The sequence below is a fragment of the Malaciobacter mytili LMG 24559 genome (genome assembly GCF_003346775.1).
Taxonomy (GTDB): domain Bacteria; phylum Campylobacterota; class Campylobacteria; order Campylobacterales; family Arcobacteraceae; genus Malaciobacter; species Malaciobacter mytili.
Genome location: NZ_CP031219.1, coordinates 1,549,473 through 1,571,167, shown reverse-complemented (window position 1 = coordinate 1,571,167; position 21,695 = coordinate 1,549,473). Strand labels below are relative to the sequence as shown.

Below are 21,695 nucleotides of genomic sequence, written 5' to 3'. Positions count from 1 at the left end.
TACCGCTTATATAGTTTTATGAACATTGCTTTATCCTCAACACTTAAGTTGATTTTTTTTGAAAAAAATTTGGATTAAAAGCTTGAAATTTATTTAGATATTTGTTAAGATGCTATTACTTTTTTAGCAATTTTTGTAGTCGCCAAACTAACATGTTAAGAATTGCTAGAGTACCTCCTTGTATTGAGATTTTAATAATTCACTTTTATACATTGTTTGGTTTTTTCTAACTGGTATTTCACTACATTTTGAACAGGAAACATAATCCCTTTTTTTGCTTCTATAAATTCTGGACAGTCAGTTGCTAACTTTCTTCTCTCATCAAGAGTTCTAGTACTTATTCCTAAAGCTTCAGCACAATCTTTTGATGTAAGCATAACTCCATACTTGGAGATTAAAGCTTGTAGCATTGATGTAAAAATGATTTCAGATGAGATATTCAAAACATTACCTTATACATAAAAATGAAATTAAGTTTTGATATTGAAAGTAAGTCGGCAAACTCATAATTCAATTTGATAAATACTTAAAGCTCAACAATATCAGGCGATATTGTTATAAGAGCCTTATTCGCTTGCCGAGCTCTAAATATTTATAGATGAGGGAAGTTTAATAAATTCTAAGATTAGAAAATAGGGGATTTTTTATAAATTTTCGTCTGGTTTAATTTGAGGCTTTTCTATAAGCTGTCTAAAAAAGGTTTTCTTGTCTTTTTCTTGAAGGGTCCTTTTTATATCAGAGTTGTATTTATATACAGTAGATACAATATTCTTATTAATAGCTTTTGTAATTTGAGTGTTTGAATATTTTTCAATAAAGTGATAATAAGCTATGTATATATAATATTCTAATTTTTCAATTAGTTCATCATAAGATTTAACTGTATTCAAAAGTTTTGGATAAAAAACTACTTCTTTTTGTATTTTCTCATCTATATTTTTACTGTTACCATTAATAAGTTGCGTACAAAAGAATTTAGTCATAAATGTAGGAATTATAGGGTACTGTTCTATTTCATTTTTTAATTCATCATCAAAACCTTCTTTTCTTGTTGAAAGAAGTACTTCTTCTATATTTGTACCTGTTAGATTATTATCTAAAATTAGTTGTATAATAATTCTAAATTCTTCAAAGGTTAGTAAAATTTTTTTTAGTTCGGTGTACTTGATTGATATAGGTTTATTAAAATATGAAATATAATCGCTCTTATAATAAAAGTTAGATTTTAAAAAGTTTGTTAAAAAGTCAACTTTTTTCTGATGTTCTAAGCTATCCCAATATAAATCAATAGCAACTAAATCTTTTTCATTTTGAAATACACTATGTTCATCTAATTCACATAATAAAAAGTCTTGTAAAATTGGCTCTATATCTTCAAACATATTACTCTCCAAACTTTTTGTAAAAAATCATAACTTATATTGTTTTTTATTGCAATCGTCATATAGCGATATTTATGTTGCAATATGCAATAATTTTAAAATGACTTAGAAAAATAGTGTAAAATTGATTTAATAAATCAAAGGGGTCAAAATGCAAGAAGAAATATCACTAAAAGAAGCATCAAGTTTTATGTCAAGTTGGGTTTCAGATTATAAAAAAGAACAGAAACAAGACAAATATCAATCTATGCTAGATAAATTTAGTAAAGAAGACTTAGTAAAAAACTATGAAGAGTTATTATATGAAAAATTTGCACTAGAAGATAAAATAAATTCTCTAAGAGATGAAAATAGAATTTTAAAAGTAGAGAATGAGCGACTTAAAGTAAGTTTGTTAGTTTCTACTAATAGTTAGTGTTAAATAAAACTTAAACAAGTGCCATTTTTCACTAATTTTCATCAGAAATTAAAATAAGAAGAAAATCAAATGAAAGAAAAAGATTTAATCAACTATGCAAAAACCTTATTAAACAATACTCTAACACTTGATGAAAAAACTATAAGTGAACTTGCATATGAAGAAATAAAATCAAAAAAAGCATTTTTAGAAGATGTCTTTCTTAGAAATAAAAATAAAGACAAGAAAGCATTTTTCATATTTGGTGGATATAGTTCAGGTAAAAAAGAGTTTGCAAGTGCATTAAATGAACTTTATCAAATTGATACTATTGAAGCAGATGAAATAAAAAAACATTGTAAATACTATAATAGTACAAATTCACATTTATTTGAAAAAGCAAGTTTAGAGGGTCTTAATATTCTTATGAATACTGTTTTAAATAAAAGGTACTCTTTTATTTTAGATGGTAGGTTTTTTGAGTTTATAGATAGTGTTTTAGAAAAGAATTATGAGATTGAAATAAATTTTGTATATAGACCTTTAGATATTGCAATAAAGAGTGTAGAAATACTTGAGAATACTTTTTATAATGAGTTCATAAGCTCTATAAATGCTGTAAATAAAATAAAAGAAAAACACTCAAATATAAGAGTAAATTTTTATGATCTTCATAATGATTTAGTTTTTAAAGATATTAATAATTTAGATGAAGTTATTAACAAAAGTGAAGTTATACAAAATGATATTAAATTTGCAAGAGATTTTTTATTAAAAAATTGTGATTTGGTTTTTAATAAATTGCAAGAGGTAATAAATACAGATTATCCAATAAAGAAAATAAAGTTATCTGATACTATGAAAAAGAACTTAGATAATTTAGGGATAAAGTATAGTGAGTAAAAATATTGAAAAGAGAAAAAAAATGAAAATAGATATATTAAGTGATTTACATATAGATTTTTATTTTAATCCTAAAGAAAAAATAGAAGATGAACAAATAAAAAAACTATATGATCCTATTATTAAAAAAGATAATAGAGAAATAGGTGATGTTCTTATTGTTCCAGGAGATATAGGACACTACAATCATCAAAATATTAGAGTATTAAAATACTTAAAAGAACACTACTATAAATATATAATCTGTATTCTTGGAAACCATGATTATTATTTAGTTGGTAAATATTCAAAACTTCAATTTAAAGATTCATTTGCAAGAGCTAAAGAAATGAGATTAAAAATTAATAGAGAAGAAAACTTATATTGTCTTGATGGGAATATAATAGAAATAGAGGGAATTAAATTTGGTGGTTGTGATTCTTGGTATAACGATGGTTATTTAAAGAGAAAATTTCCAAATGGAGATTTTCCAGTTAAATCAACTAATCAAATGTGGCATAACTGTATGAATGATTCTAACTTTATATTTGGTATAGAAAATTTCAATGATATATTTGAAATTGAGAAACCTAAAATTGAAGCAGTTTATACAAATTGTGATGTAATGATAACTCATATAAATCCATCATGCAAAGATGAAAATATAAATGAAAGATATCAAAATAATCAAACAAATACATTCTTTACTTTTGAGGGAGAAGATTATTTAAAAAATGGTTCTATGAAATATTGGATATTTGGCCATACTCATGAAGAACTTGAGTATGAAGAACATAATGTTAAATGTATCTGTAACCCATTTGGATACCCTAGTGAAAGTGGATTTGGTGTATGGGTCAATATTAGACAAATTGAGGTTTAAGATGAATAAAAAAGAAATGAAAGAATTTTTTGGAGAAGATTTAGAGTTTTTAAAAACAAATGAAAACCTAAAAAATTTACTTGATAACTTATGTCCTAATAGAGCAAAATATTTAATGCAAAAGGCAAATAAACAAACTTTTTTAAGATTTTTAGAAAATGAAAAATACTTTGATGCTTTAAGAGATTTTGAAAGAGAGTTATATCCTCTTTTATTAGATAGAGATACATCTATATGGAAAAAACTTGCAAACGATAAAACTCTTTCAATACAAGCAAGGCTTAGAAGTGCATATTTATATACTTATTTATCTAAAAAGCCATTAAAATTAGATTTTGATATTGAAAAGTATAAAGATCAATTTTCTTTTTATCATGGAAATAGATCTAAAGATGGTGATGGTTATGCAAGTATGTTTGGTTTAAAAAATGGGTTAAATAATATGAGATTCAATCAATTTAAAAGTACTGGAAGTTTTTAGTGAGAAGAAAAGGATAAGAATGTTAAATCAAAAAGATACAGATAAATTAGATATTTTTAATGCTGTATGTTGGGATTATGATATAAATGCAAATGATGTCTATCATATTTTAATCACAAAAAATGATAAAAATTCTCCTATCTCATTTGATACATTAAGATACAAAGTACTAAAGTATATTCCTATTGATTCTATAAAAAGCATATTTTCATCACAAGAAATATCAAGTATCTTTTCAGATGTAAATATTGAAAAAGTAAGAAACCCACAAACTAAAGATTTTCTAAATACATTCGTGACAAAAAAAGAGAACTAGTACCAGGTAATTTTTACCTGGTATGTTGCTGTTGTTTTTTATTTCAAAATGTAATTTTTTTGATAAAAAAGAAAGATTGATGTTATAATTTTTAAAATTTATAAAGGCTATGATATGGACGAATTAGAACCAAACTATGAAATTCAAGTATTCAAAAAAGGTGAGCACTATTGTATAGATAGTTATTATACTCATAGTGATAATGAAACTACTGCATTAAGTGAAGGAATTGAACATTTTAAAGATATTTTTCCAGTTGATTCTTATGATTTTGTAGTAGAATATTGTGGAGAATTTCAAAGCGATAGAGCTTATGAAATGTCTCTTGATTCAAATCTTTAAAAGGAGCTTTTATGATTAAAAATTTAGATTTACTAAAAGAAGTATCTTGCAATAAAGAGAAAGATCTTCATGATGCAAATAAAATGCTTATTGAAGTTCAAAAATCTGATTTACTACAAAAAGATAAAGAACTAAAAACTAAAGTTCTAAAAGACATTATTAGAAATATAAAAGAGATATTTTAATATCTCCTTTATATTAAAATATTTTACTAAAATTTTCAACTCTAACTGTTCCATAACTATCTACCCAAAAAACTTCAATTCCAATTTCATTTAGAGTCTTTTTAATAGGTTCAATTAATGATTTATGAGCATTTGTCTCAGGAAGGGCAATTCCTGACAAAGAATTATTTTCTTCTTTCATTTTTATCGCTCTATAAAGTGCCTGTGAAACATGGACTTTCTTTTGTGAAGTATTGAATTCTTTGCCAAAACGATTTGATGTTTTTTTTGATGATGTTTCACCTTTTGCTTCAATGTATATTTTAAAATTTTTATTTATTGCAATAATATCATCACCTTTTTGATTTTCATTAAGTTGTTGAACTATTTCAAAATCATAATTTTTAAGAAAATCACATACAGAACTAATTACATCTGATTCAAATAACATTTATATCCTTATTTTTTTTATCAAAGATATCATAATTATTATAAATAAACTTTTATTGATAAAGTTATTAAAATTTATGTAAATATTTTCATAAAATATTACGGTACAAATTACGGTGATAATTTGGGTGCAAAAAGAGGTGTCAAGTTGGGTATAAATTGCGGTAGAAATTTGTGACCACACTTGGCAAACTCGCTTATTCTTTTTTTAGGCTAAATTTTATTTCATAAAAAATACCCTTTATTTATCTTCTAAAAATTTATAATATTTTGCTACTTAATTTTGATATTTTTAAGGAAGATAATTATGCAACAAAAAAGAAATAAGAGAAAGCCTAAAGAAGAACTTTTATCTAGTATTAGTGATTCTATAATATTACTTTTAAATCATTTGTATCCAGTCTCAGAACAACTTAGAATTATAAATAAGACTTTGCCTAAGAATTGTAGTGTTTCTGAAAAAACATATTTAAAGTATTTAAAGACTTATCTTAAATCTGATTATATTAAATATAAAAAGAATATATTTATTGCAAATAATATGCAAGAGATGATAAGGGTTATTTTAGCTTTTAAAACATATGAAGAACAATTTGAGAATTTTAAGTTTAAAAAATTTAGAAGTGGTAATAGTGAATTCAATCTATCAGTAGAAGATTACATATACTTTTTTGAAGAATATTTTGAAAAAGAAAAAGATATTTATATAAAAAAATAGTTTTATAAACCTACTATTTTCTATATATAGGTAGCTATAGGGTAGCTAAGAAGAGATTTTTACTCTCCTCTTAATCCTTTTCTCATTGCTTCAACTACTGAATTATCGGCTTTTGTATTAGTAAAAAGTTCAAATGCAAGTAAGCCTTGAAATAAAAGCATATCTTCCCCATCTTTTGTTTTCAAACCTTCAAGTTTTGCAAGTTGTAAAAATGGTGTCTCTTTTCCATAGACACAATCAAATGCATATTTAGAGTTTAAGAAGATATTTTCTAATTGTCCTTTATTCATAGGATAAGTATCATCTTTTAGTCCAGCGCTTGTAGAGTTTACTACTAAATCAAAGTGGTCAAGTCTAAAGTTATTCCAGTTATATGTAATAAAACCTTTTTCTTTAAAAAATTTAAGTTTATCATCACTTCTATTTACAATAGTTATTTCAATATTTTGCTCTTTTAGTGCAAGTGCAATAGCTTTTGCTGTTCCTCCAGCACCGATAATTAAAACTTTTTCTAGTTTTCCAAAGCACTCAATAGCTTTTAAAAAACCAGGTGCATCAGTATTATAAGCTATGATTTTCCCATCTTTATTGATATAAGTATTTACAGCTTGAATTTCATTTGCTATACCAATTACTTCATCTGCTTGTTTAAAAGCCTCTTCTTTATGTGGAACTGTAATATTTGCACCAGCATATTTTTTTAGGAACTCATTTTTTAACTTTTTTGCATCTTTTAAGTGATGTTTTTTATAATTTGCATCAATTTGTAGATAATTAAAAGCACTATTATGCATCTGTGGTGATTTAGAGTGTTCTACTGGATCACCGAAAATTGCGTAGTTTTTCATATTTTTATTTTTCTTTTCCGACATTTTAACCCTTTTTGGAGTCGAGATTTTATCTAAATTATTATAATATAAAATTAAATGAGAATAATTATAAAAAAGAAAGTGAGTTATTATGCAGATTTTTACACTCTTTACAAGCAAGGAAGATGGGAACTTAGCCTATCATGTGCAAGATGATGAAAAAAATGTAAAAACTAACAGAGAGAGGTTATCAATCAAGTATGGTTTTGATAATAAAAAGTTAATTTTTATGAATCAAGTACATAAAGACAATATTGTAATCGTAGATAAAAATAGCAAAAATTTAATAGATGCTTGTGATGCAATTATTACAAAAGAAAAAAATCTACCATTGATGGTAATGGTAGCTGATTGTATTCCTATTTTAATGTATGATGAGAAAAAAGAAGTAATAGCAGCAATTCATGCAGGAAGAAATTCTACATTTTTAAATATAGCACAAAAAACAGCTTTAAAAATGATAAAAGAGTTTAAATGCAAAGAAGAACATATTAAAGTTATTTTAGGTCCTTCTATACAAAAATGTTGTTACGAAGTTAGTCAAGAACTTGCAAATATTGTAAAAAAATCTTTTGGAAATGAGTTTGAAAACAATAGATATATAGATTTGCAAGCAATAAATAAAAAGCAATTAAATGATATAGGAATAACAAATATAGAAATTTCTACATATTGTACAAAGTGTAGTGGAGATAAGTATTATTCATATAGAAAATCAACAAACACAGGAAGATTTGCAGGAGTAATTATGTTAAAAGTGTAAGTTATATTTATAATAAATGTACATAATATGTCAAAGTTATGTTATAAAAATATAAAATAGAGCTTAAGAATATTATTTTTAACTTTTTTTAAAAAAAATTTACTAAATTAAGTTTCACTTTGTTACAATTGCGCTCCAAATTACACTAAAAAAGGTTTGAGATGAGCGTTAAAGTAACAAGAGAAGAGGCTTTAGACTATCATAGAAGTCCAAATCCTGGAAAAGTTGCGATTGCAACTACTACAAAATTAGAGACACAAAGAGATTTATCTTTAGCATATTCACCAGGTGTTGCACATCCTTGTGAAGAGATTAAAAAAGAGCCAGAATTGGCATATGAATATACTGCAAAAAGAAACCTTGTAGCAGTTATTTCAAATGGTACAGCTGTACTAGGTTTAGGTGACATTGGAGCATTGGCATCAAAACCTGTAATGGAAGGTAAAGCTGTATTATTTAAAAAATTTGCAGCTGTTGATTCTTTTGATATAGAGATTGATGAAACAGATATTGATAAATTTTGTCAAGTTGTAAAGGCTATTGCTCCAACATTTGGTGGTATTAATTTAGAGGATATTAAAGCACCAGAATGTTTTGAGATTGAAAAAAGATTAATTGAAGAATTAAATATTCCAGTTATGCACGATGACCAACACGGTACAGCTATTATCACAACTGCTGCACTTATGAATGCTACTGAAATGATGGGTAAAAAAGTAGAAGAACTAAAAGTTGTAGTTGTTGGTGCGGGAGCTTCAGCTATTGCTTGTTCTACTATGTATAAAGAATTAGGTGTAAAAAATCTAATTATGTGTGACTCTAAAGGGGTTATTCATAAGGGAAGAACAGATTTAAATAAATACAAAAAAGACTTTATGATTGATGAAGCTTTAAGTATGGAAGAAGCATTTACAAATGCAGATATGGTTCTTGGATTATCAAGACCTGGAACTTTTACAAAAGAGCATATTGCACTTATGAGTGAAGAGCCAATTGTATTTACTTTAGCTAACCCAACTCCTGAGTTATTCCCAGAAGACGTTAAAGCAGTAAAACCAAAAGCTATTGTAGGTACAGGAAGATCAGACTTCCCTAACCAAGTAAACAATGTTTTAGGTTTCCCATTTATTTTTAGAGGTGCATTAGATGTACAAACTAGAAAAATAAATATGACTATGAAAATGGCAGCAGCAAAAGCTATCGCAAATTTAGCAAAAGAACCATTAACTGATGAACTTAAAAAAGAGTTTGGAGATTTATCTTTTGGAAGAGAGTACATTATTCCTATTCCTTTTGATAAAAGATTGATGGTTGAAGTATCTTCTGCAGTTGCAAATGCAGCAGTAGAAACAAAAGTTGCTAGAGTTAAAGAATTTGATTTACAAGCTTATAGAGAAAAATTAGCTTTAATGGTATAAATCCAATTATCTATTAATCAATAAAATGGTATTATTCTCGTTTTAATTTAAATGAGAATAATACTAGGAATATGATGAAAGAGTACATACTTTTAATTGATACTATTGATGAAAAAGGACTTGTTTACAATATCTCAAAAGTTCTTTATGCAAACAATCTAAACATAGAACAAAACTCAGAATACGTTGATCAAGATACACAAAAATTTTTTATGAGAACTGTTATTTCGGGTGATGTGAAGAAAAACATACTTTTAAAAGAACTAAAAGAAGTTCTACCTTCTAATTCGACAATCAAACTAAATGAAAAAGAGAATAAAGACGTTGTTATTTTAGCAACAAAAGAATCTCATGTTTTAGGTGATTTACTTATTAGATATTATGATGGTGAGTTAAATGCAAATATAAAAGCAGTTATTGCCAACCACGAACACCTAAGACCATTAGTTGAAAAATTTGGGATTCCTTTTCACTGTATTAGTGCAGAAGGTTTAAGTAGAGAAGAACATGAAGATTTAATGATTGAAAAAATCAATGAATTTGAACCTGAACTTATTGTTTTAGCAAAATATATGAGAATTTTAACTTCAAAATTTGTAAAAACATATCCTAAAAAGGTTTTAAATATCCACCATTCATTCTTACCTGCTTTTATTGGAGCAAATCCTTATAAACAAGCACATGATAGAGGTGTGAAGATTATTGGGGCAACAGCACATTATGTAACTGATGATTTAGATGAAGGGCCAATTATATTTCAAGATGTGGTAAGAGTTGATCATACTTACTCTTGGCAAGAGATGAGAAATGCAGGAAGAAATGTAGAAAAAGTTGTTTTATACAATGCTTTCCAACTATTACTTGATGATAAAGTATTTGTTTACGAAAATAAAACGGTAATTTTATAAGATGTTTAATATAGTATTACATGAGCCAAGAATCCCTGGCAATGTGGGGACAATTGGAAGACTAGCTTTTGCTTTAAATTGTAAGTTACATCTTATAAAACCTTATGGTTTTGGTGAAATTAATGAAAAGCAAGTAAGACGAGCAGGGCTTGATTATTGGTTTGATTTAGAAGTTTATGAATATGAAAATATAGAAGAGTTTTGGCAAAAACATCCTTTAACAAATAGGCATTTTTTTGCTACAACAAAAACAAAACAAGTATATTTTGAGGCAAACTTTAAAAAAGATGATTTTTTCTATTTTGGTAGGGAAGATGCAGGGCTTCCTGAAAGTTTACTAGCATTAAATGAAAAAGGGTGTATTACTATTCCTATGACAAATAATGCTAGAAGTTTAAATATTGCAAATTCTGTTTCAATAGTAGCTTACGAAGCTTTAAGACAAAATTTTGCAGAGTTTAAATAAGCTTTTTACTTTTTTTAATTAGTTTTATAACAGCTTCAAGTTTTTCTTGAAGCTTTTCTTTATCACACTTTTTATCACAAGCTTTTATCTCTTTTTTAATCTTTTCTTTTTTTATATAAAGCTCTTCTAGTATTTCTTTTACTTTTTCTTGCTTCGAAGAACTAAGATTATCTTCTTTTAGATACTTTTTAATTTTACTTATTAGCTTATTTAGGGGCATTTTGTTCTTCTCCAATCTCTTTTAGTAATGAATTATTTAAAAATAAAATAGAAGCCATTTCCACAAGTTTTTTCTGTGTTGAATATACTGTGGCACTATCATTTATAAGTGAAGTTGCCATAGTTGCTTTTATTTTGCCTTCTCTAATTAGATTATCTGTTTTTTCTGTATTTGATAAATCATTTGCCATTAAAGTTGATTTAATAACTTCCAATTGTGTTAATTTCTCTAAATCATCAAGATTATCATTATCTAAAGCATTTATATCTATTAATATAGTTGCTAACTCTTCTCTTAATATATTATACTCTTCTTTTATATATTCGTTTTTACTTTTTAAATAAAAATTTAGATTTTTTTGAATATCTCTTGTATCTTTTAAAACTTCAATAATTAAAGTTGCACTTCTTTTTAAATCTCCCACTTGCTTATGTTGAAAGCTAGACATATGCTCTTGAGAAAATGAAGCATACTTAATAATCTCACTATATAACTCTTTTAAGTTAGATTGATATATTTCATCAATATTTGTATCTATTTTTGTAACTTCTTTTGCTATTTGTACTTTTAAATCCTCTTTTGTTTTAAGATTTGTTGTATGAAGATTTAAAGCATGAAGCATAGCTTTTTGGCAGTTTTCATATAGATTAATTACTTCTTTTTTTATTGAAATTATTGCAGTATCTGGGATTTTGATATTTGAATCTAAAAGATATTTAGGTTTAGATTGCTTTGATACTTTTTTCTTAATTACTTTATTACAAATATCCACAAGATAGTATGTAAATGGTGCTACAATAATAATCCCTAAAAGGTTAAAAATTGTGTGAAAAAGTGCAAGTTTCATACTAAAATTATCTGGCTCTATACCAAAAAATGGAGCTAAATAATTTACTAAATCACTTATTGAGTAGATAAAAATAACTGCTATAAAAGCTGTAACTAAGTTAAAAACCAAATGTGCAAAAGCCAATCTTTTACCATTTTCATTTGAAGCAAGTGAGCCTACAATTGCTGTTACTGTTGTACCAACATTTGCACCAATTGCTAAAGCTAAAGCATTGATATAGATAATATTTCCTGCACTTAAAGCAGTAATAACAATAGCCATAGTTGCAGCACTAGATTGGATAATTACTGTTGCAATTGCACCTATTAAGATATATACAATAAGACCAGAAATACCCTCCATAGCAAATGAAGCTAAGTCAATAGAGTCTTTTAAAGTATCAAATCCATCTTTCATATATGAAATACCCAAAAAGATAAAACCAAGACCTAAAAGTACATTCCCTAATCCCTTATAAGTATTGTTTTTAAAAAACCTAAGCATTACCCCAAAGATAATCATAGGCATTGCATATAAAGAGATTTTTATTTTAAGTCCTAAACTTGAGATTATCCAAGCAGTTGTTGTACTTCCTAAGTTTGAACCAAAAATAATTCCTATACCTTGAACTAAAGTTAATAATTCAACTGATAAAAATGAGATTACTACAATTGAGATTAAAGATGAACTTTGCACAATTGAAGTAGCTATAAATCCAGTTGTTATTGATTTTAGCAGATTACTTGTAAATCTTTGAAGTATTTTTTCTAGAACACCTCCAGAAAAAAGTTTAAACCCATCTTCCATAAAATACATACCAAGTAAAAAAATTGCTATCCCACTTAAAATTATTTTTACATTTTCATGGGAAATTACAAAGTATGCAACAAGAATAAAACTCAAAGTTATGAGTAAATTTTTCGCCATATATTGTCCTGAAATATTGATTATTTCCTTATTATAACACTAATTTTTATTAAATAAGGCTTGTTTGGATAAAATTTCAGAGAGTTTTAATAAAGAAAGAGAAAATGTATAAAATATTGATTTTAGAAGATGATGAACTTTTTGCCCAAACTTTAGAAGACTTCTTAGAAGAGGAAAACTTTGAGGTTGATATTGCAAATGATGGAGAAGAGGCTTTAGAGTTAAACTATAATAATAATTATGACTTATATTTGTTGGATATAAATGTTCCAAAATTAAATGGTTTAGAATTATTAAAAGAGTTAAGAGGAAGTGGAGATGAAACAGCTACTATTTTTCTAACTTCTTATAAAGATAAAGATACTTTAGAGCAGGGCTTTTTAAGTGGCTGTGATGACTATATAAAAAAGCCTGTGGATTTAGATGAACTTCTTTTAAGAATAAAATCTATTTTAAAAAGATGTGGTAAAGTTATAGAGAGCATAAAGTTAAAAGAAGACTTGATTTTTAATCCTATTACTAAAAGAGTATATCAAGATGGAAAAGATTTAAATATTCCCATAAAAATTGTGTCTTTATTAGAGTTGTTTTTAGAAAATAAAGAGTCTATTATTACAAAAGAGATGATTATTTCAAAACTTTGGAGTGTAAGCGAAGAGTATAGTGAAGGCTCTATTAGGGTTTATATAAATAATCTTAAAAAAATTCTTGGAAAAGATAGTATTACAAATATAAAAGGGATTGGATATAAAATTGAATTCTAAAATAAAAGACTTTTTAATCTCACAATCAATTATATTTATCTTTACATTGGTTTTAATTTTATTTTTAAATTACGTATTTATTAGTTATTTTGGTTTAAACCAAGAGAACTTTATTTTTGTTATAGTACCTTTAGTTATCTTTGGTTTAATTTTATATTTATTTTTAAGTAAGCCTATTTTTCAACCACTATTTAAAAGTGATGAAAACTTACAAAAAACTGTAAAAGAGACTTTGCATGAGTTAAATATCCCTGTTTCAACTATTTTACTTAATACTCAAATGCTTCAAAGAAAAATAGAAGATGAAAAGGCTTTGCAAAGACTAGGAAGAATACAAAAAGCTTCAAAAGATTTACTAAAACTATATGAAGAGATGGAATATAGTATAAAAAAAGAGATAGATAATATTGATAAAAAAGAGTTTTATTTAGATGAAATAGTTCAAAATTCTTTGGAGAAATTTGAAGATATAAAAAAAGATATTGAAATCCAAAAAGCTATTAAAAGTGATGTTTTAATAAATAGTGATATAAATGGGTTTATAAAAGTTATAGATAATCTTTTATCAAATGCAATAAAATATAATAAAGAAAAAGGTTTTGTAAAAATAGAGTTTAAAGATAGTATTTTAAGTTTTGAAAATAGTGGAAAAACAATTGATACAAAATATCTTTTTGATGTTTTTGATAGATATTTTCAAGAAGATAGCTCTACAAATGGTTTTGGTTTAGGACTAAATATTGTAAAAGAGTTTTGTGATAAACATAAAATTACTATAAATATCATACCTTTAAAAGATGGAACAAAAATAGAGCTAAATCTAAAAAAAGTTCTTAAATAATATACTTTCAAAATGCTTAAAAATAAAAATTAACATTTATTTAACACTTCTAAAATAGAATTCCCAAAAATAATCAAGGAATGGGAATGAAATTTAGATATTCATTATATCTATTGGCATGTTTTAGTGCAACAACTTATGCAAATGACTCGTATGAATTAGATAAATTATCTGTAACAGCAACTAAAGTACAAAGAGCTACAAAAGAGGTTTCTCAAAGTTTAGCAGTGGTAGATAGCAAAGAAATAGATGATAAAAATATTATTAATATTTCTGAAGCTTTAAATACAACAGCAGGGGTAAATGTAGAGAGTTCTTCAAATAGTTCTTCTGCGAAGCTTATAATTAGAGGAGCAGGTTTAAAAGCTAGATTTGGTGTTAGAGAGATAATGGTTATAAAAGATGGAGTTCCTATGACAGATCCAGACTCTTTTACTAGATTTGATTTTATTGATATGCAAGATGTTGAAGCTATTGAAGTACAAAAAGGACCTGGTTCAATTCTCTCTTCAAATGCAACAGGAGGTGTAATACAACTTATTACAAAATCTGTATTTGATGAAGGTAAAGATAGAATAAAACTAGGCTTTGGAACATATGGTAGCTCTCTAGCAAACCTTAGAGTTTCAAAAGCTTTAGATGAACATAACTATATTGCAATAAATGCAAGTAAAACAAAAAATGATAACTCTTGGAGAGATAATAATGAAGTAGAGTCTAAACAAGTAAGTTTAAAATATGGGTACTTATTTGATGATGAAGCTACTTTTGAAAGTGAATTATCATATACAAAATCAGATATGCAACTTCCTACTTCTATGACAAAAGATGAGTTTGAAGAGTTTGAAAAAAGTGGAAAACAAGAAGATACAAGTTCTCCTTGGCAACATAATGCAAGAAACTCTGAAATTTTATTTTTCAATACAAAATATGAAAAAAAAGTTGGAAATATAACATATAAGCCAAGATTTTACTTTAATACTTGGGAACATTTTCATCCAGTTACTGCGATGATAAATGATAGTGATGACAATAGTGTATATGGAATTGATTTAGAGTTAAATTATGAGCATAAACTATTTTCAAATAGTGCAATGTTAGTTGCAGGAGTAACTGCAAAACAAGATGTTTCTAAAAACTCTAAAAAATATACATATAAAGATTATACAACAACTGCTGGTATAAAAGTTGATATAGATAAAACTCTATCTGATGCAAAAGGAGAGTTAGCAAATAAAGAAGACTCAACCTCAACACTTTATGGAGCATATTTACAAGAGAGTTTTGCCCCAACAAATAAAAGTTTAGTGGATATTTCCCTAAGAGTTGATAAGGTTAAATTTGATGTGGATGGAACAGAGTATTTAAAATATAATTGGAGTGGCTTACCTTTTGGTGGAAAGGGTACTTATTATGAAGGGGATGGAGAGTATTCAATAGATGAGACTTATACACTTTTTTCTCCAAAACTTGGTGTAAGTTATGCTTTAAGTGCTAATACAAATATCTATGCTTCAATTGCAAGTGCAAACCAAGCTCCAACAGATAGTGAATTAAAAACAAATAGAGTAGAAAATAAAGGTGTCTTAAAAAAAACTAGAAGTATAAATTATGAAATAGGGCTAAAAAATAGAAGTAAAGATTACTTATTTGATATGGCTATTTTTCAAAATGATGTAAAAGATGAAGTAACAGCTACAAAAGAGGGCTATACAACATATTATCAAAATGCAGGAAAAACACAAAAAAGAGGTTTTGAGTTTTCGGGGCAATATAATTTTAATAAAAATTTCTCTTTAGGTGCTTCATATACATATAGTAAATTTAAATTTAAAGAGTTTTTAGAAGATGGAACACAAAATAGAAGTGGAAACTATCTTCCATATATTCCTAAAAATCAATATGCTTTATTTGCTACTTTTAATTATTTAGGTTTTAAATCAAGAGTTCAAACTAGAACTTGGGGAAGTTATTATATGGATAATGCAAATACTCAAAAATATGAAGGATATAAGTTTGTAACTGATTTAATGCTTGGCTATGAAAGAAAAAATCACTCTATACAACTAAATATAAATAATATCTTTGATAAACACTATGCTATGTCTGTATCAAAAGATATAAATTCGGATATTACATATAGTGTAGCAGCACCAAGAACAGCAATGCTTACATATACATATAAATTCTAAGGATTTTTATGGTTAATTTTATAAAAAGAGATAAAACAGATATTTTTGGTATGCCAATTTTAGGATTTTTATTTAAAAATCAAAAGTTTTTATGGCTTTTAAGAATAGTGGTTTTTTCACTATTTTTTTATGCAACATATTATGGTTTTTATAATCAAAGCAGTGAAAATATCTTTACAAGTGCAATTTTTTGGTCTTTATTTTGGCCTTTTTTTATGGTTGTAACTTTAAGTACTTTTGGAAGAATTTTTTGTGGGATTTGTCCCCATGGTTTTATAGGTAAGTATATTACTAAATTTGGATTAAAAAAGAAAATACCAAACTTTTTAAATAATAAAGCTATTGGTATTACTATACTTTTTATTGGTTGGTGGTTTATATACTATATGTTTCCTTCTTTTTATAAAACACCTTTTGCAACTGCTTTACTATTTTTAGTTTTAAGTTTAATAGCTATTGTTTTTTATTTTTTATATGATGAAATGGCTTATTGTAAAGTTATTTGTCCTATTGGAACAGTTACAAGAGCTTTTAGTAAAGTAAGCTTTACAAAACTTGAAACATATACACAAGAGTGCAGTAGTTGTAAAACTTTTGATTGTGTAAAAGCTTGTAGTTATAATCTTAAACCTTTTAGCTTTGCAAAAAAGAACTCTATGGAAGAGTGTACTTTATGTATGGATTGTAGTAGTGCTTGTGAAGCAGTTGCTTTTAAAGTAAAAAAACCTTCTTTTTCTTTATTTAGTAAATTTAAAGTTAATAAGGCTGAAGTATGGACTTTAATCCTTCTTACAGCAGCTATTTCAATTACTATGAGTTTTCATCATGCTTTAGGAAGAAGTGCAATAGTAGAAGAGTTTATTTGGGTTAAAACAGCAAGATATTTTGAAAGTTTTATAAACTTTGGCTTAGTGGATACTATAGGTCTTTTTGCCTTTTTATATGCAGTTTTTTTCTCTTTACTTTTTAGTGTAGGGGGGATATATATAGCTTCAAAGATAATGAAACTACCTTTTGAAAAGAGTTTTTATACTTTAGGGTATGCTTTTGCACCACTTTTTATAATAGGAGGGCTTTCTCATATTGCAGAGTTTTTCTTTTATTCTTATGCTTCAAATATTGTAAATGGTTTTATTCAAGCATTTTCTTTAGATATGCAATATATAAAACCTCTTGCTACTAGAAAAGATAAATGGGTACATATTTTTAATATCTTTAATCATATAGGATACCTTTGGGCATTTATTATCTTAATAGGAAGATTAAAGTTACTTGAAACAAAAAGAGTATTAAAAGTAGTTGCTTTTCCTTTTGCTGCAAGTTTAATTATCTTTTATATGGGACTTAATTTTTATAAGGGTTATGTATTTAAAACTTATGGGGTATATAAACATAATCATACACAACATACAAAGGCTAAATAATGGATATTGAAGTTTTAAAATATTTGGTAGATTATGGAGTAATTGCACTATTGGTTTTTATGAGTTTTATCTCTGTATGGTTTTTTATAGAAAGAGTATTATTTTATAAAAAGCTTGATGTTAGCAGTTTTAAAAATAAAAAAGCTTTGGATATAGCTTTAACAAGACATCTAACTATTATAGGAACAATAGCTTCTAATGCTCCTTATATAGGATTACTTGGAACAGTTATTGCTATAATGCTTACTTTTATGACTATGAGTAATGCAGAAATTGAAGCAGGGAAGATTATGGCTTCACTAGCACTTGCTTTAAAAGCGACAGCAGTTGGGCTTGTGGTAGCTATTATTTCTATGGTTTTTTATAATATTCTAAGTAGATATGCAGAAGTATTGGAAAGTGAATATGAAGCTAAAGAAGTATGATAGTATAAATGTAATACCTTTTATTGATGTTTTACTTGTACTTTTAGCTATTGTACTTATGACTTCAACGTTTATTACTAAAGGTATTATTCCAGTATCTTTGCCAAATGCAAAGAGTGCAGATAATCTAAAAGTTAATAAAGAAGTAATTATAGTGATTAAAAAAACAGGAGAGGTATATTGTAATAACAATATAACAAATATGCAAAATATACAAGAACATATTTTACAATTTAAAAAAGATACTCCAATACATATAAGAAGTGATAAAGAAGCAAAATTTGATAGCTTTGTGCAAGTTCTTGATATGTTAAAGCGCAATGAGTTTGAAAATATCTCTATAGTGACTAAGAAATGAAAAGATATATTAACTCTTTTTTTATAACTTTATTTTTATATATAGTTGCTATTGCTACTTTTCTTTCTTTTGATAAAAAGATAATAGTAAATGAAAAAGAAGATACAAAAAAACTCTCTTTAAATTATGTAGAAATAAAAGAAGAAAAAAAAGTTGTTAAAGAAGAAGTAAAAAAAGAAGAACCTCTTATAAAAGAACAAGTTGTTAAAAAAGAACAACCTCTTATAAAAGAACAAGTTGTTAAAAAAGAACAACCTAAAATACAAAAGAAAAAAGAACCTATAAAAAAACAAGTTAAAAAACAAGTTAAAAAAGAAGAAAAAAAGCCTTTAAAAAAAGAGCCTATTAAAAAAGAAGTTGTAAAACAAATAAAGCAACCAGAAGAGAAAAAAGAGGTTTTAAAGGAGACTAAAAAAGAAAATATAGTTTCAAAACCAGCTTTAAATCAAGAAAAAGTTTATATAGATAAAAACTTACTTCTAATTAGAAAATTAATTCAAGAAAATATAGTTTATTCAAAAAGAGCTAAAAGATTTAATATTCAAGGAGTTGTAAAAGTAAAATTTAAAATCCTAAAAGAGGGAGGAGTTGCTGAGGTAGTTATTTTACAAGGACATAAACTCTTGCAAAAATCGACTATTGAAGCAATTAATAGTGCTTCAAAATCTTTTCCTAAAGTTCCAAAAGACTTAATTATTACTTTACCTGTGGAGTATAAGCTTATATAACCTAGAAAATTCTAGGTTATATTTTAAAAGCTTTCCCAAGTTTTATCATCTAATATTTTAGTTTCAATATTTTTTTGTATATTTTTAAACTCTTTTGCTTTTACAATATCTTTATCTTTAAACTCTTTAGAATTTGCATTTTCAACTATCTTTTTTGCAATAGTTAAGGTATTTATAGCAACTTCTTGTGTTTGTGTAGCAGTAGTTGCATTTTTTTGTGTTTGAGTATCAAGATTATTTATTGCATCATTTATTTGAAGGATTCCAATTTTTTGTTCTTTACTTGCATTTGAAACATCATAAATAAGTTCTGTTGCTTGATTGATATTTTGTTTTAAAGAGTTATATCCATTTATCATATCAGAAGCTATATTTTTACCTTCATTTGCTTTAATTGTTGCATTTTCCACTAACTCTTTAATCTCTTTTGCAGCTTGTGCACTTCTTGAAGCAAGGTTTCTAACCTCTTGTGCTACAACAGAAAATCCACGCCCAGCTTCACCTGCAGTTGCAGCTTCAACAGCTGCATTTAGTGATAAAATATTTGTTTGAAAGGCAATTTGATCAATAACTGTAATTGCTTCATTTATAGCCGTTACTTGAGCATTTATATCTTCCATTGATGAAGTAGTTTTTATAGCTAAATTTTCTCCAATATTTGTAGAGTTTGTAAGCTCTTTTGTTAAACTATCTATTTGTAAAATTTTATTAGTTGTAAGTGTAATATTTCCTGTAATCTCTTCTAAGGCTGCTGCTGTTTGTTCTAGTGAAGTGGCAGCTTCATTTGCACTTGTATTTAAAGTATCTACATTTTGAAGTAATATAGAAGAGCTATTTTCTAAAGTTAAACCATTTGCTTTATTTTCAATTAACATTGAAGTAATAGAAGTACCTAATTCATTTACTCCATTTGCAAGTTTTTCCAAATGTTTTTTTATTCCAGTTGTATTTACTTTATTTAAGTAGTTATACTTTGAAAACTGTTCTAATACTTCTAATATATTTTCAATATTATTTTCTAAAGTCTCTCCCATATTATTTAATACTTCTTTTAACTGATTAAGTGCAGGATTTGAAACTTTTGTAGTTATTCTTTGGCATAAATCACCTTGCTGGAACTCACTTAAAACTTGAACTGTCTCATTTATGATTTTTCTATCTTCTTCTATTGAAGCTTTAGTTTTTAAGATATTCTCATTTACAACTTTTGACATAAGTCCTATTTCTGTTTTAGAACTGTTTTTTAAAAGTTCAGCGGTATTTGTTTGTCTATTTAGATATTTAAAAAAGTTTAATAATCCTTCTTGAAACTCTAAAATTTGATGATTTATATTTTTAGGAATATATATAGCAAGTAAAATAATAATACTTAAAATAATTGCTGAAATAATTTCAATAGTATAAGTTAAAGAGTTATTTGTATTTTCTATTTGTTCTTTTAATATATTGTGTGAAGTTGATAATTCATTTTTTATTTCTACTGCTAAATTGGCAATTTGAGGTCCAACTCTATGTAACTCTTTTACAAAACTATTTTTATTATCAATTATAAAAATTAGTTTATTTAAACCTTTTTTATACTCATTAATTAAATAAAGAGTTTGTTTTTGTTTAGTTTTTAAATCTTCATTTTGTAAATTTAACAACTTAAGTTCTTTTTCTAGTTTTTCAAACTCTTTAATTACTTTAAAATTGTCATTTTTATTATTTGATGAGACATATTTTAAAGCAAAAAATCTACCCATTAAAAGATTTTTTGTAGCTTTTGTAGTTTGTAATGATTGTTTTAATTGATTTTCATTTTCTGTAATAGTTGTAATTTCATCTAAAAGTTTTTCTATTTTTGCACCATTAATTACTAGATTATTTTCAATAATTCTATTTTTTTCATCTTCATAATCAACTAGTTCAAAAAAGTTTATTTTATATACTTCAATATTTTCTAAAAGCGATTTTACTAAGGCTTTTTCTTTTTCATTTGAAAGATTTGAAGCTAATTGTTTTGCTAAATCTTCGCTAGTTTTATAGTATTTATTAAACTCACTCATATTATATTCTTTACTATTGTATAAATACTCTTTTACACTCATTCTAGTAAGTAACATACTTGTTTGAATATTATCAGCAATATCACTTGTAAATGATATGCTTTGAAACTGTTTAAAACCTTTTGCAGCTTTTGAAATACCATAGATACTGTAACTTATAATTGTAAGTACAAGTATACTAATTAAAAGAAAAGAGATTAAAAGTTTAAATTTTATTGATATATCTCTCATTAATTGAAATTCTCCTTTTAAAAATTTCAATAATGATAACTTTTATCAATTAAAATAAGTTTAATTTATAACTCACTTTTTACTTATTTTTAAAATATATTAATAAAAATTATTTTTACTAATATAAAAAAGCAATAATTTATTTCAACCTTTCTGTTTTCTTATTTTTTCAAGCCTATCTGAAAATTCAATTTTATTATTTTTCTTGAAAAAAGCTTTTTTACGAAATGAAAATATTAAACTTAAAATTATAATAATTATTAAAATAT

At 25.9% G+C, this 21,695-nt stretch carries 26 protein-coding genes; 19 read left to right on the top strand and 7 right to left on the bottom strand.

Features of this window, described 5'->3' with window-relative positions; genetic code table 11:
* Positions 1 to 191 precede the first annotated feature (191 nt).
* The gene (locus AMYT_RS07970) at positions 192 to 443 is read right to left on the bottom strand and encodes a hypothetical protein (RefSeq protein WP_114842022.1); all 252 of its coding nucleotides are present in this window, start codon (positions 441 to 443) and stop codon (positions 192 to 194) included.
* Between the two features lie 201 nt (positions 444 to 644).
* Positions 645 to 1,382, bottom strand: coding sequence for a hypothetical protein (locus AMYT_RS07965; protein WP_114842021.1), 738 nt, complete (start codon positions 1,380 to 1,382; stop codon positions 645 to 647).
* Positions 1,383 to 1,533: 151 nt separating this feature from the next.
* On the opposite strand from AMYT_RS07965, the gene AMYT_RS07960 reads away from it, so the two are divergent.
* The 7 genes from AMYT_RS07960 to AMYT_RS14955 all read left to right on the top strand — a co-directional run bounded on the left by AMYT_RS07960 (position 1,534) and on the right by AMYT_RS14955 (position 4,868).
* Positions 1,534 to 1,797: a hypothetical protein gene (locus AMYT_RS07960; RefSeq protein WP_114842020.1), complete on the top strand. Its 264-nt coding sequence runs from the start codon at positions 1,534 to 1,536 to the stop codon at positions 1,795 to 1,797.
* 72 nt (positions 1,798 to 1,869) lie between these two features.
* On the top strand, positions 1,870 to 2,682 hold the full coding sequence (locus AMYT_RS07955; RefSeq protein WP_114842019.1) for a zeta toxin family protein: 813 nt from the start codon (positions 1,870 to 1,872) through the stop codon (positions 2,680 to 2,682).
* A gap of 22 nt (positions 2,683 to 2,704) precedes the next feature.
* Positions 2,705 to 3,544, top strand: coding sequence for a metallophosphoesterase (locus AMYT_RS07950; RefSeq protein ID WP_129085784.1), 840 nt, complete (start codon positions 2,705 to 2,707; stop codon positions 3,542 to 3,544).
* A 1-nt stretch (position 3,545) separates the two neighbouring features.
* Positions 3,546 to 4,025, top strand: a complete 480-nt coding sequence (locus AMYT_RS07945; protein ID WP_114842017.1) for a hypothetical protein — start codon at positions 3,546 to 3,548, stop codon at positions 4,023 to 4,025.
* A gap of 19 nt (positions 4,026 to 4,044) precedes the next feature.
* Entirely contained in the window at positions 4,045 to 4,341 is a 297-nt protein-coding gene (locus tag AMYT_RS07940) for a hypothetical protein (protein WP_114842016.1), read from the top strand.
* Between the two features lie 114 nt (positions 4,342 to 4,455).
* Entirely contained in the window at positions 4,456 to 4,683 is a 228-nt protein-coding gene (locus AMYT_RS07935; protein WP_114842015.1) for a hypothetical protein, read from the top strand.
* 11 nt (positions 4,684 to 4,694) lie between these two features.
* A complete protein-coding gene (locus tag AMYT_RS14955; protein WP_162919487.1) occupies positions 4,695 to 4,868 on the top strand; it encodes a hypothetical protein in 174 nt (57 codons plus the stop codon).
* Positions 4,869 to 4,881: 13 nt separating this feature from the next.
* Here AMYT_RS14955 and AMYT_RS07930 read toward each other — a convergent pair whose 3' ends face one another.
* Positions 4,882 to 5,298: a hypothetical protein gene (locus tag AMYT_RS07930; protein ID WP_114842014.1), complete on the bottom strand. Its 417-nt coding sequence runs from the start codon at positions 5,296 to 5,298 to the stop codon at positions 4,882 to 4,884.
* Between the two features lie 306 nt (positions 5,299 to 5,604).
* Between AMYT_RS07930 and AMYT_RS07925 the strand changes: the two genes are divergently transcribed.
* Entirely contained in the window at positions 5,605 to 6,015 is a 411-nt protein-coding gene (locus AMYT_RS07925; protein ID WP_114842013.1) for a hypothetical protein, read from the top strand.
* A gap of 59 nt (positions 6,016 to 6,074) precedes the next feature.
* Here AMYT_RS07925 and AMYT_RS07920 read toward each other — a convergent pair whose 3' ends face one another.
* Positions 6,075 to 6,887 carry a shikimate dehydrogenase gene (locus tag AMYT_RS07920; RefSeq protein WP_228197848.1) on the bottom strand — a complete coding sequence of 271 codons (813 nt, stop codon included), beginning with the start codon at positions 6,885 to 6,887 and terminating at the stop codon, positions 6,075 to 6,077.
* Positions 6,888 to 6,975: 88 nt separating this feature from the next.
* Between AMYT_RS07920 and pgeF the strand changes: the two genes are divergently transcribed.
* The 4 genes from pgeF to AMYT_RS07900 all read left to right on the top strand — a co-directional run bounded on the left by pgeF (position 6,976) and on the right by AMYT_RS07900 (position 10,439).
* The gene (gene pgeF / locus AMYT_RS07915; RefSeq protein ID WP_114842012.1) at positions 6,976 to 7,647 is read left to right on the top strand and encodes a peptidoglycan editing factor PgeF; all 672 of its coding nucleotides are present in this window, start codon (positions 6,976 to 6,978) and stop codon (positions 7,645 to 7,647) included.
* A gap of 161 nt (positions 7,648 to 7,808) precedes the next feature.
* Entirely contained in the window at positions 7,809 to 9,065 is a 1,257-nt protein-coding gene (locus AMYT_RS07910; RefSeq protein WP_114842011.1) for a malic enzyme-like NAD(P)-binding protein, read from the top strand.
* Positions 9,066 to 9,139: 74 nt separating this feature from the next.
* A complete protein-coding gene (gene purU, locus AMYT_RS07905) occupies positions 9,140 to 9,973 on the top strand; it encodes a formyltetrahydrofolate deformylase (protein WP_114842010.1) in 834 nt (277 codons plus the stop codon).
* Position 9,974: 1 nt separating this feature from the next.
* The gene (locus AMYT_RS07900) at positions 9,975 to 10,439 is read left to right on the top strand and encodes a tRNA (cytidine(34)-2'-O)-methyltransferase (RefSeq protein WP_114842009.1); all 465 of its coding nucleotides are present in this window, start codon (positions 9,975 to 9,977) and stop codon (positions 10,437 to 10,439) included.
* Here AMYT_RS07900 and AMYT_RS07895 read toward each other — a convergent pair.
* The gene (locus tag AMYT_RS07895) at positions 10,432 to 10,659 is read right to left on the bottom strand and encodes a hypothetical protein (RefSeq protein WP_114842008.1); all 228 of its coding nucleotides are present in this window, start codon (positions 10,657 to 10,659) and stop codon (positions 10,432 to 10,434) included. The two genes, AMYT_RS07900 and AMYT_RS07895, sit on opposite strands and share 8 nt — an antisense overlap.
* Positions 10,646 to 12,415: a Na/Pi cotransporter family protein gene (locus AMYT_RS07890; RefSeq protein ID WP_114842007.1), complete on the bottom strand. Its 1,770-nt coding sequence runs from the start codon at positions 12,413 to 12,415 to the stop codon at positions 10,646 to 10,648. The genes AMYT_RS07895 and AMYT_RS07890 overlap by 14 nt, the downstream gene beginning before the upstream one ends.
* A gap of 104 nt (positions 12,416 to 12,519) precedes the next feature.
* Between AMYT_RS07890 and AMYT_RS07885 the strand changes: the two genes are divergently transcribed.
* The 7 genes from AMYT_RS07885 to AMYT_RS07855 all read left to right on the top strand — a co-directional run bounded on the left by AMYT_RS07885 (position 12,520) and on the right by AMYT_RS07855 (position 19,147).
* A complete protein-coding gene (locus AMYT_RS07885; RefSeq protein ID WP_114842006.1) occupies positions 12,520 to 13,179 on the top strand; it encodes a response regulator transcription factor in 660 nt (219 codons plus the stop codon).
* Positions 13,169 to 14,020 (top strand): sensor histidine kinase, encoded by an 852-nt coding sequence (locus tag AMYT_RS07880; protein WP_114842005.1) that lies wholly within the window; start codon positions 13,169 to 13,171, stop codon positions 14,018 to 14,020. The genes AMYT_RS07885 and AMYT_RS07880 overlap by 11 nt, the downstream gene beginning before the upstream one ends.
* A gap of 86 nt (positions 14,021 to 14,106) precedes the next feature.
* Positions 14,107 to 16,212, top strand: a complete 2,106-nt coding sequence (locus AMYT_RS07875; RefSeq protein ID WP_114842004.1) for a TonB-dependent receptor — start codon at positions 14,107 to 14,109, stop codon at positions 16,210 to 16,212.
* An 8-nt stretch (positions 16,213 to 16,220) separates the two neighbouring features.
* Entirely contained in the window at positions 16,221 to 17,636 is a 1,416-nt protein-coding gene (locus AMYT_RS07870; RefSeq protein ID WP_114842003.1) for a 4Fe-4S binding protein, read from the top strand.
* Positions 17,636 to 18,061 carry a TonB-system energizer ExbB gene (exbB, locus tag AMYT_RS07865; RefSeq protein ID WP_191287661.1) on the top strand — a complete coding sequence of 142 codons (426 nt, stop codon included), beginning with the start codon at positions 17,636 to 17,638 and terminating at the stop codon, positions 18,059 to 18,061. The genes AMYT_RS07870 and exbB overlap by 1 nt, the downstream gene beginning before the upstream one ends.
* Positions 18,042 to 18,419, top strand: coding sequence for a TonB system transport protein ExbD (gene exbD / locus AMYT_RS07860; protein WP_114842001.1), 378 nt, complete (start codon positions 18,042 to 18,044; stop codon positions 18,417 to 18,419). The genes exbB and exbD overlap by 20 nt, the downstream gene beginning before the upstream one ends.
* Positions 18,416 to 19,147, top strand: coding sequence for an energy transducer TonB (locus AMYT_RS07855; RefSeq protein WP_114842000.1), 732 nt, complete (start codon positions 18,416 to 18,418; stop codon positions 19,145 to 19,147). Before exbD ends, AMYT_RS07855 begins: the two co-directional genes overlap by 4 nt.
* A gap of 23 nt (positions 19,148 to 19,170) precedes the next feature.
* Here AMYT_RS07855 and AMYT_RS07850 read toward each other — a convergent pair whose 3' ends face one another.
* The gene (locus AMYT_RS07850; protein ID WP_228197847.1) at positions 19,171 to 21,426 is read right to left on the bottom strand and encodes a methyl-accepting chemotaxis protein; all 2,256 of its coding nucleotides are present in this window, start codon (positions 21,424 to 21,426) and stop codon (positions 19,171 to 19,173) included.
* Positions 21,427 to 21,695 lie beyond the last annotated feature (269 nt).

Excerpts from the sequence above, each read along its gene's own strand:
- AMYT_RS07965 (WP_114842021.1), bottom strand. The coding sequence starts at position 1,382 with ATGTTTGAAGATATAGAGCCAATTTTACAAGACTTTTTATTATGTGAA.
- AMYT_RS07960 (WP_114842020.1), top strand. The coding sequence starts at position 1,534 with ATGCAAGAAGAAATATCACTAAAAGAAGCATCAAGTTTTATGTCAAGT.
- AMYT_RS07955 (WP_114842019.1), top strand. The coding sequence starts at position 1,870 with ATGAAAGAAAAAGATTTAATCAACTATGCAAAAACCTTATTAAACAAT.
- AMYT_RS07950 (WP_129085784.1), top strand. The coding sequence starts at position 2,705 with ATGAAAATAGATATATTAAGTGATTTACATATAGATTTTTATTTTAAT.
- AMYT_RS07945 (WP_114842017.1), top strand. The coding sequence starts at position 3,546 with ATGAATAAAAAAGAAATGAAAGAATTTTTTGGAGAAGATTTAGAGTTT.
- AMYT_RS07940 (WP_114842016.1), top strand. The coding sequence starts at position 4,045 with ATGTTAAATCAAAAAGATACAGATAAATTAGATATTTTTAATGCTGTA.
- AMYT_RS07935 (WP_114842015.1), top strand. The coding sequence starts at position 4,456 with ATGGACGAATTAGAACCAAACTATGAAATTCAAGTATTCAAAAAAGGT.
- AMYT_RS14955 (WP_162919487.1), top strand. The coding sequence starts at position 4,695 with ATGATTAAAAATTTAGATTTACTAAAAGAAGTATCTTGCAATAAAGAG.
- AMYT_RS07930 (WP_114842014.1), bottom strand. The coding sequence starts at position 5,298 with ATGTTATTTGAATCAGATGTAATTAGTTCTGTATGTGATTTTCTTAAA.
- AMYT_RS07925 (WP_114842013.1), top strand. The coding sequence starts at position 5,605 with ATGCAACAAAAAAGAAATAAGAGAAAGCCTAAAGAAGAACTTTTATCT.
- AMYT_RS07920 (WP_228197848.1), bottom strand. The coding sequence starts at position 6,887 with ATGTCGGAAAAGAAAAATAAAAATATGAAAAACTACGCAATTTTCGGT.
- pgeF (WP_114842012.1), top strand. The coding sequence starts at position 6,976 with ATGCAGATTTTTACACTCTTTACAAGCAAGGAAGATGGGAACTTAGCC.
- AMYT_RS07910 (WP_114842011.1), top strand. The coding sequence starts at position 7,809 with ATGAGCGTTAAAGTAACAAGAGAAGAGGCTTTAGACTATCATAGAAGT.
- purU (WP_114842010.1), top strand. The coding sequence starts at position 9,140 with ATGAAAGAGTACATACTTTTAATTGATACTATTGATGAAAAAGGACTT.
- AMYT_RS07900 (WP_114842009.1), top strand. The coding sequence starts at position 9,975 with ATGTTTAATATAGTATTACATGAGCCAAGAATCCCTGGCAATGTGGGG.
- AMYT_RS07895 (WP_114842008.1), bottom strand. The coding sequence starts at position 10,659 with ATGCCCCTAAATAAGCTAATAAGTAAAATTAAAAAGTATCTAAAAGAA.
- AMYT_RS07890 (WP_114842007.1), bottom strand. The coding sequence starts at position 12,415 with ATGGCGAAAAATTTACTCATAACTTTGAGTTTTATTCTTGTTGCATAC.
- AMYT_RS07885 (WP_114842006.1), top strand. The coding sequence starts at position 12,520 with ATGTATAAAATATTGATTTTAGAAGATGATGAACTTTTTGCCCAAACT.
- AMYT_RS07875 (WP_114842004.1), top strand. The coding sequence starts at position 14,107 with ATGAAATTTAGATATTCATTATATCTATTGGCATGTTTTAGTGCAACA.
- AMYT_RS07870 (WP_114842003.1), top strand. The coding sequence starts at position 16,221 with ATGGTTAATTTTATAAAAAGAGATAAAACAGATATTTTTGGTATGCCA.
- exbB (WP_191287661.1), top strand. The coding sequence starts at position 17,636 with ATGGATATTGAAGTTTTAAAATATTTGGTAGATTATGGAGTAATTGCA.
- exbD (WP_114842001.1), top strand. The coding sequence starts at position 18,042 with ATGAAGCTAAAGAAGTATGATAGTATAAATGTAATACCTTTTATTGAT.
- AMYT_RS07855 (WP_114842000.1), top strand. The coding sequence starts at position 18,416 with ATGAAAAGATATATTAACTCTTTTTTTATAACTTTATTTTTATATATA.
- AMYT_RS07850 (WP_228197847.1), bottom strand. The coding sequence starts at position 21,426 with ATGAGAGATATATCAATAAAATTTAAACTTTTAATCTCTTTTCTTTTA.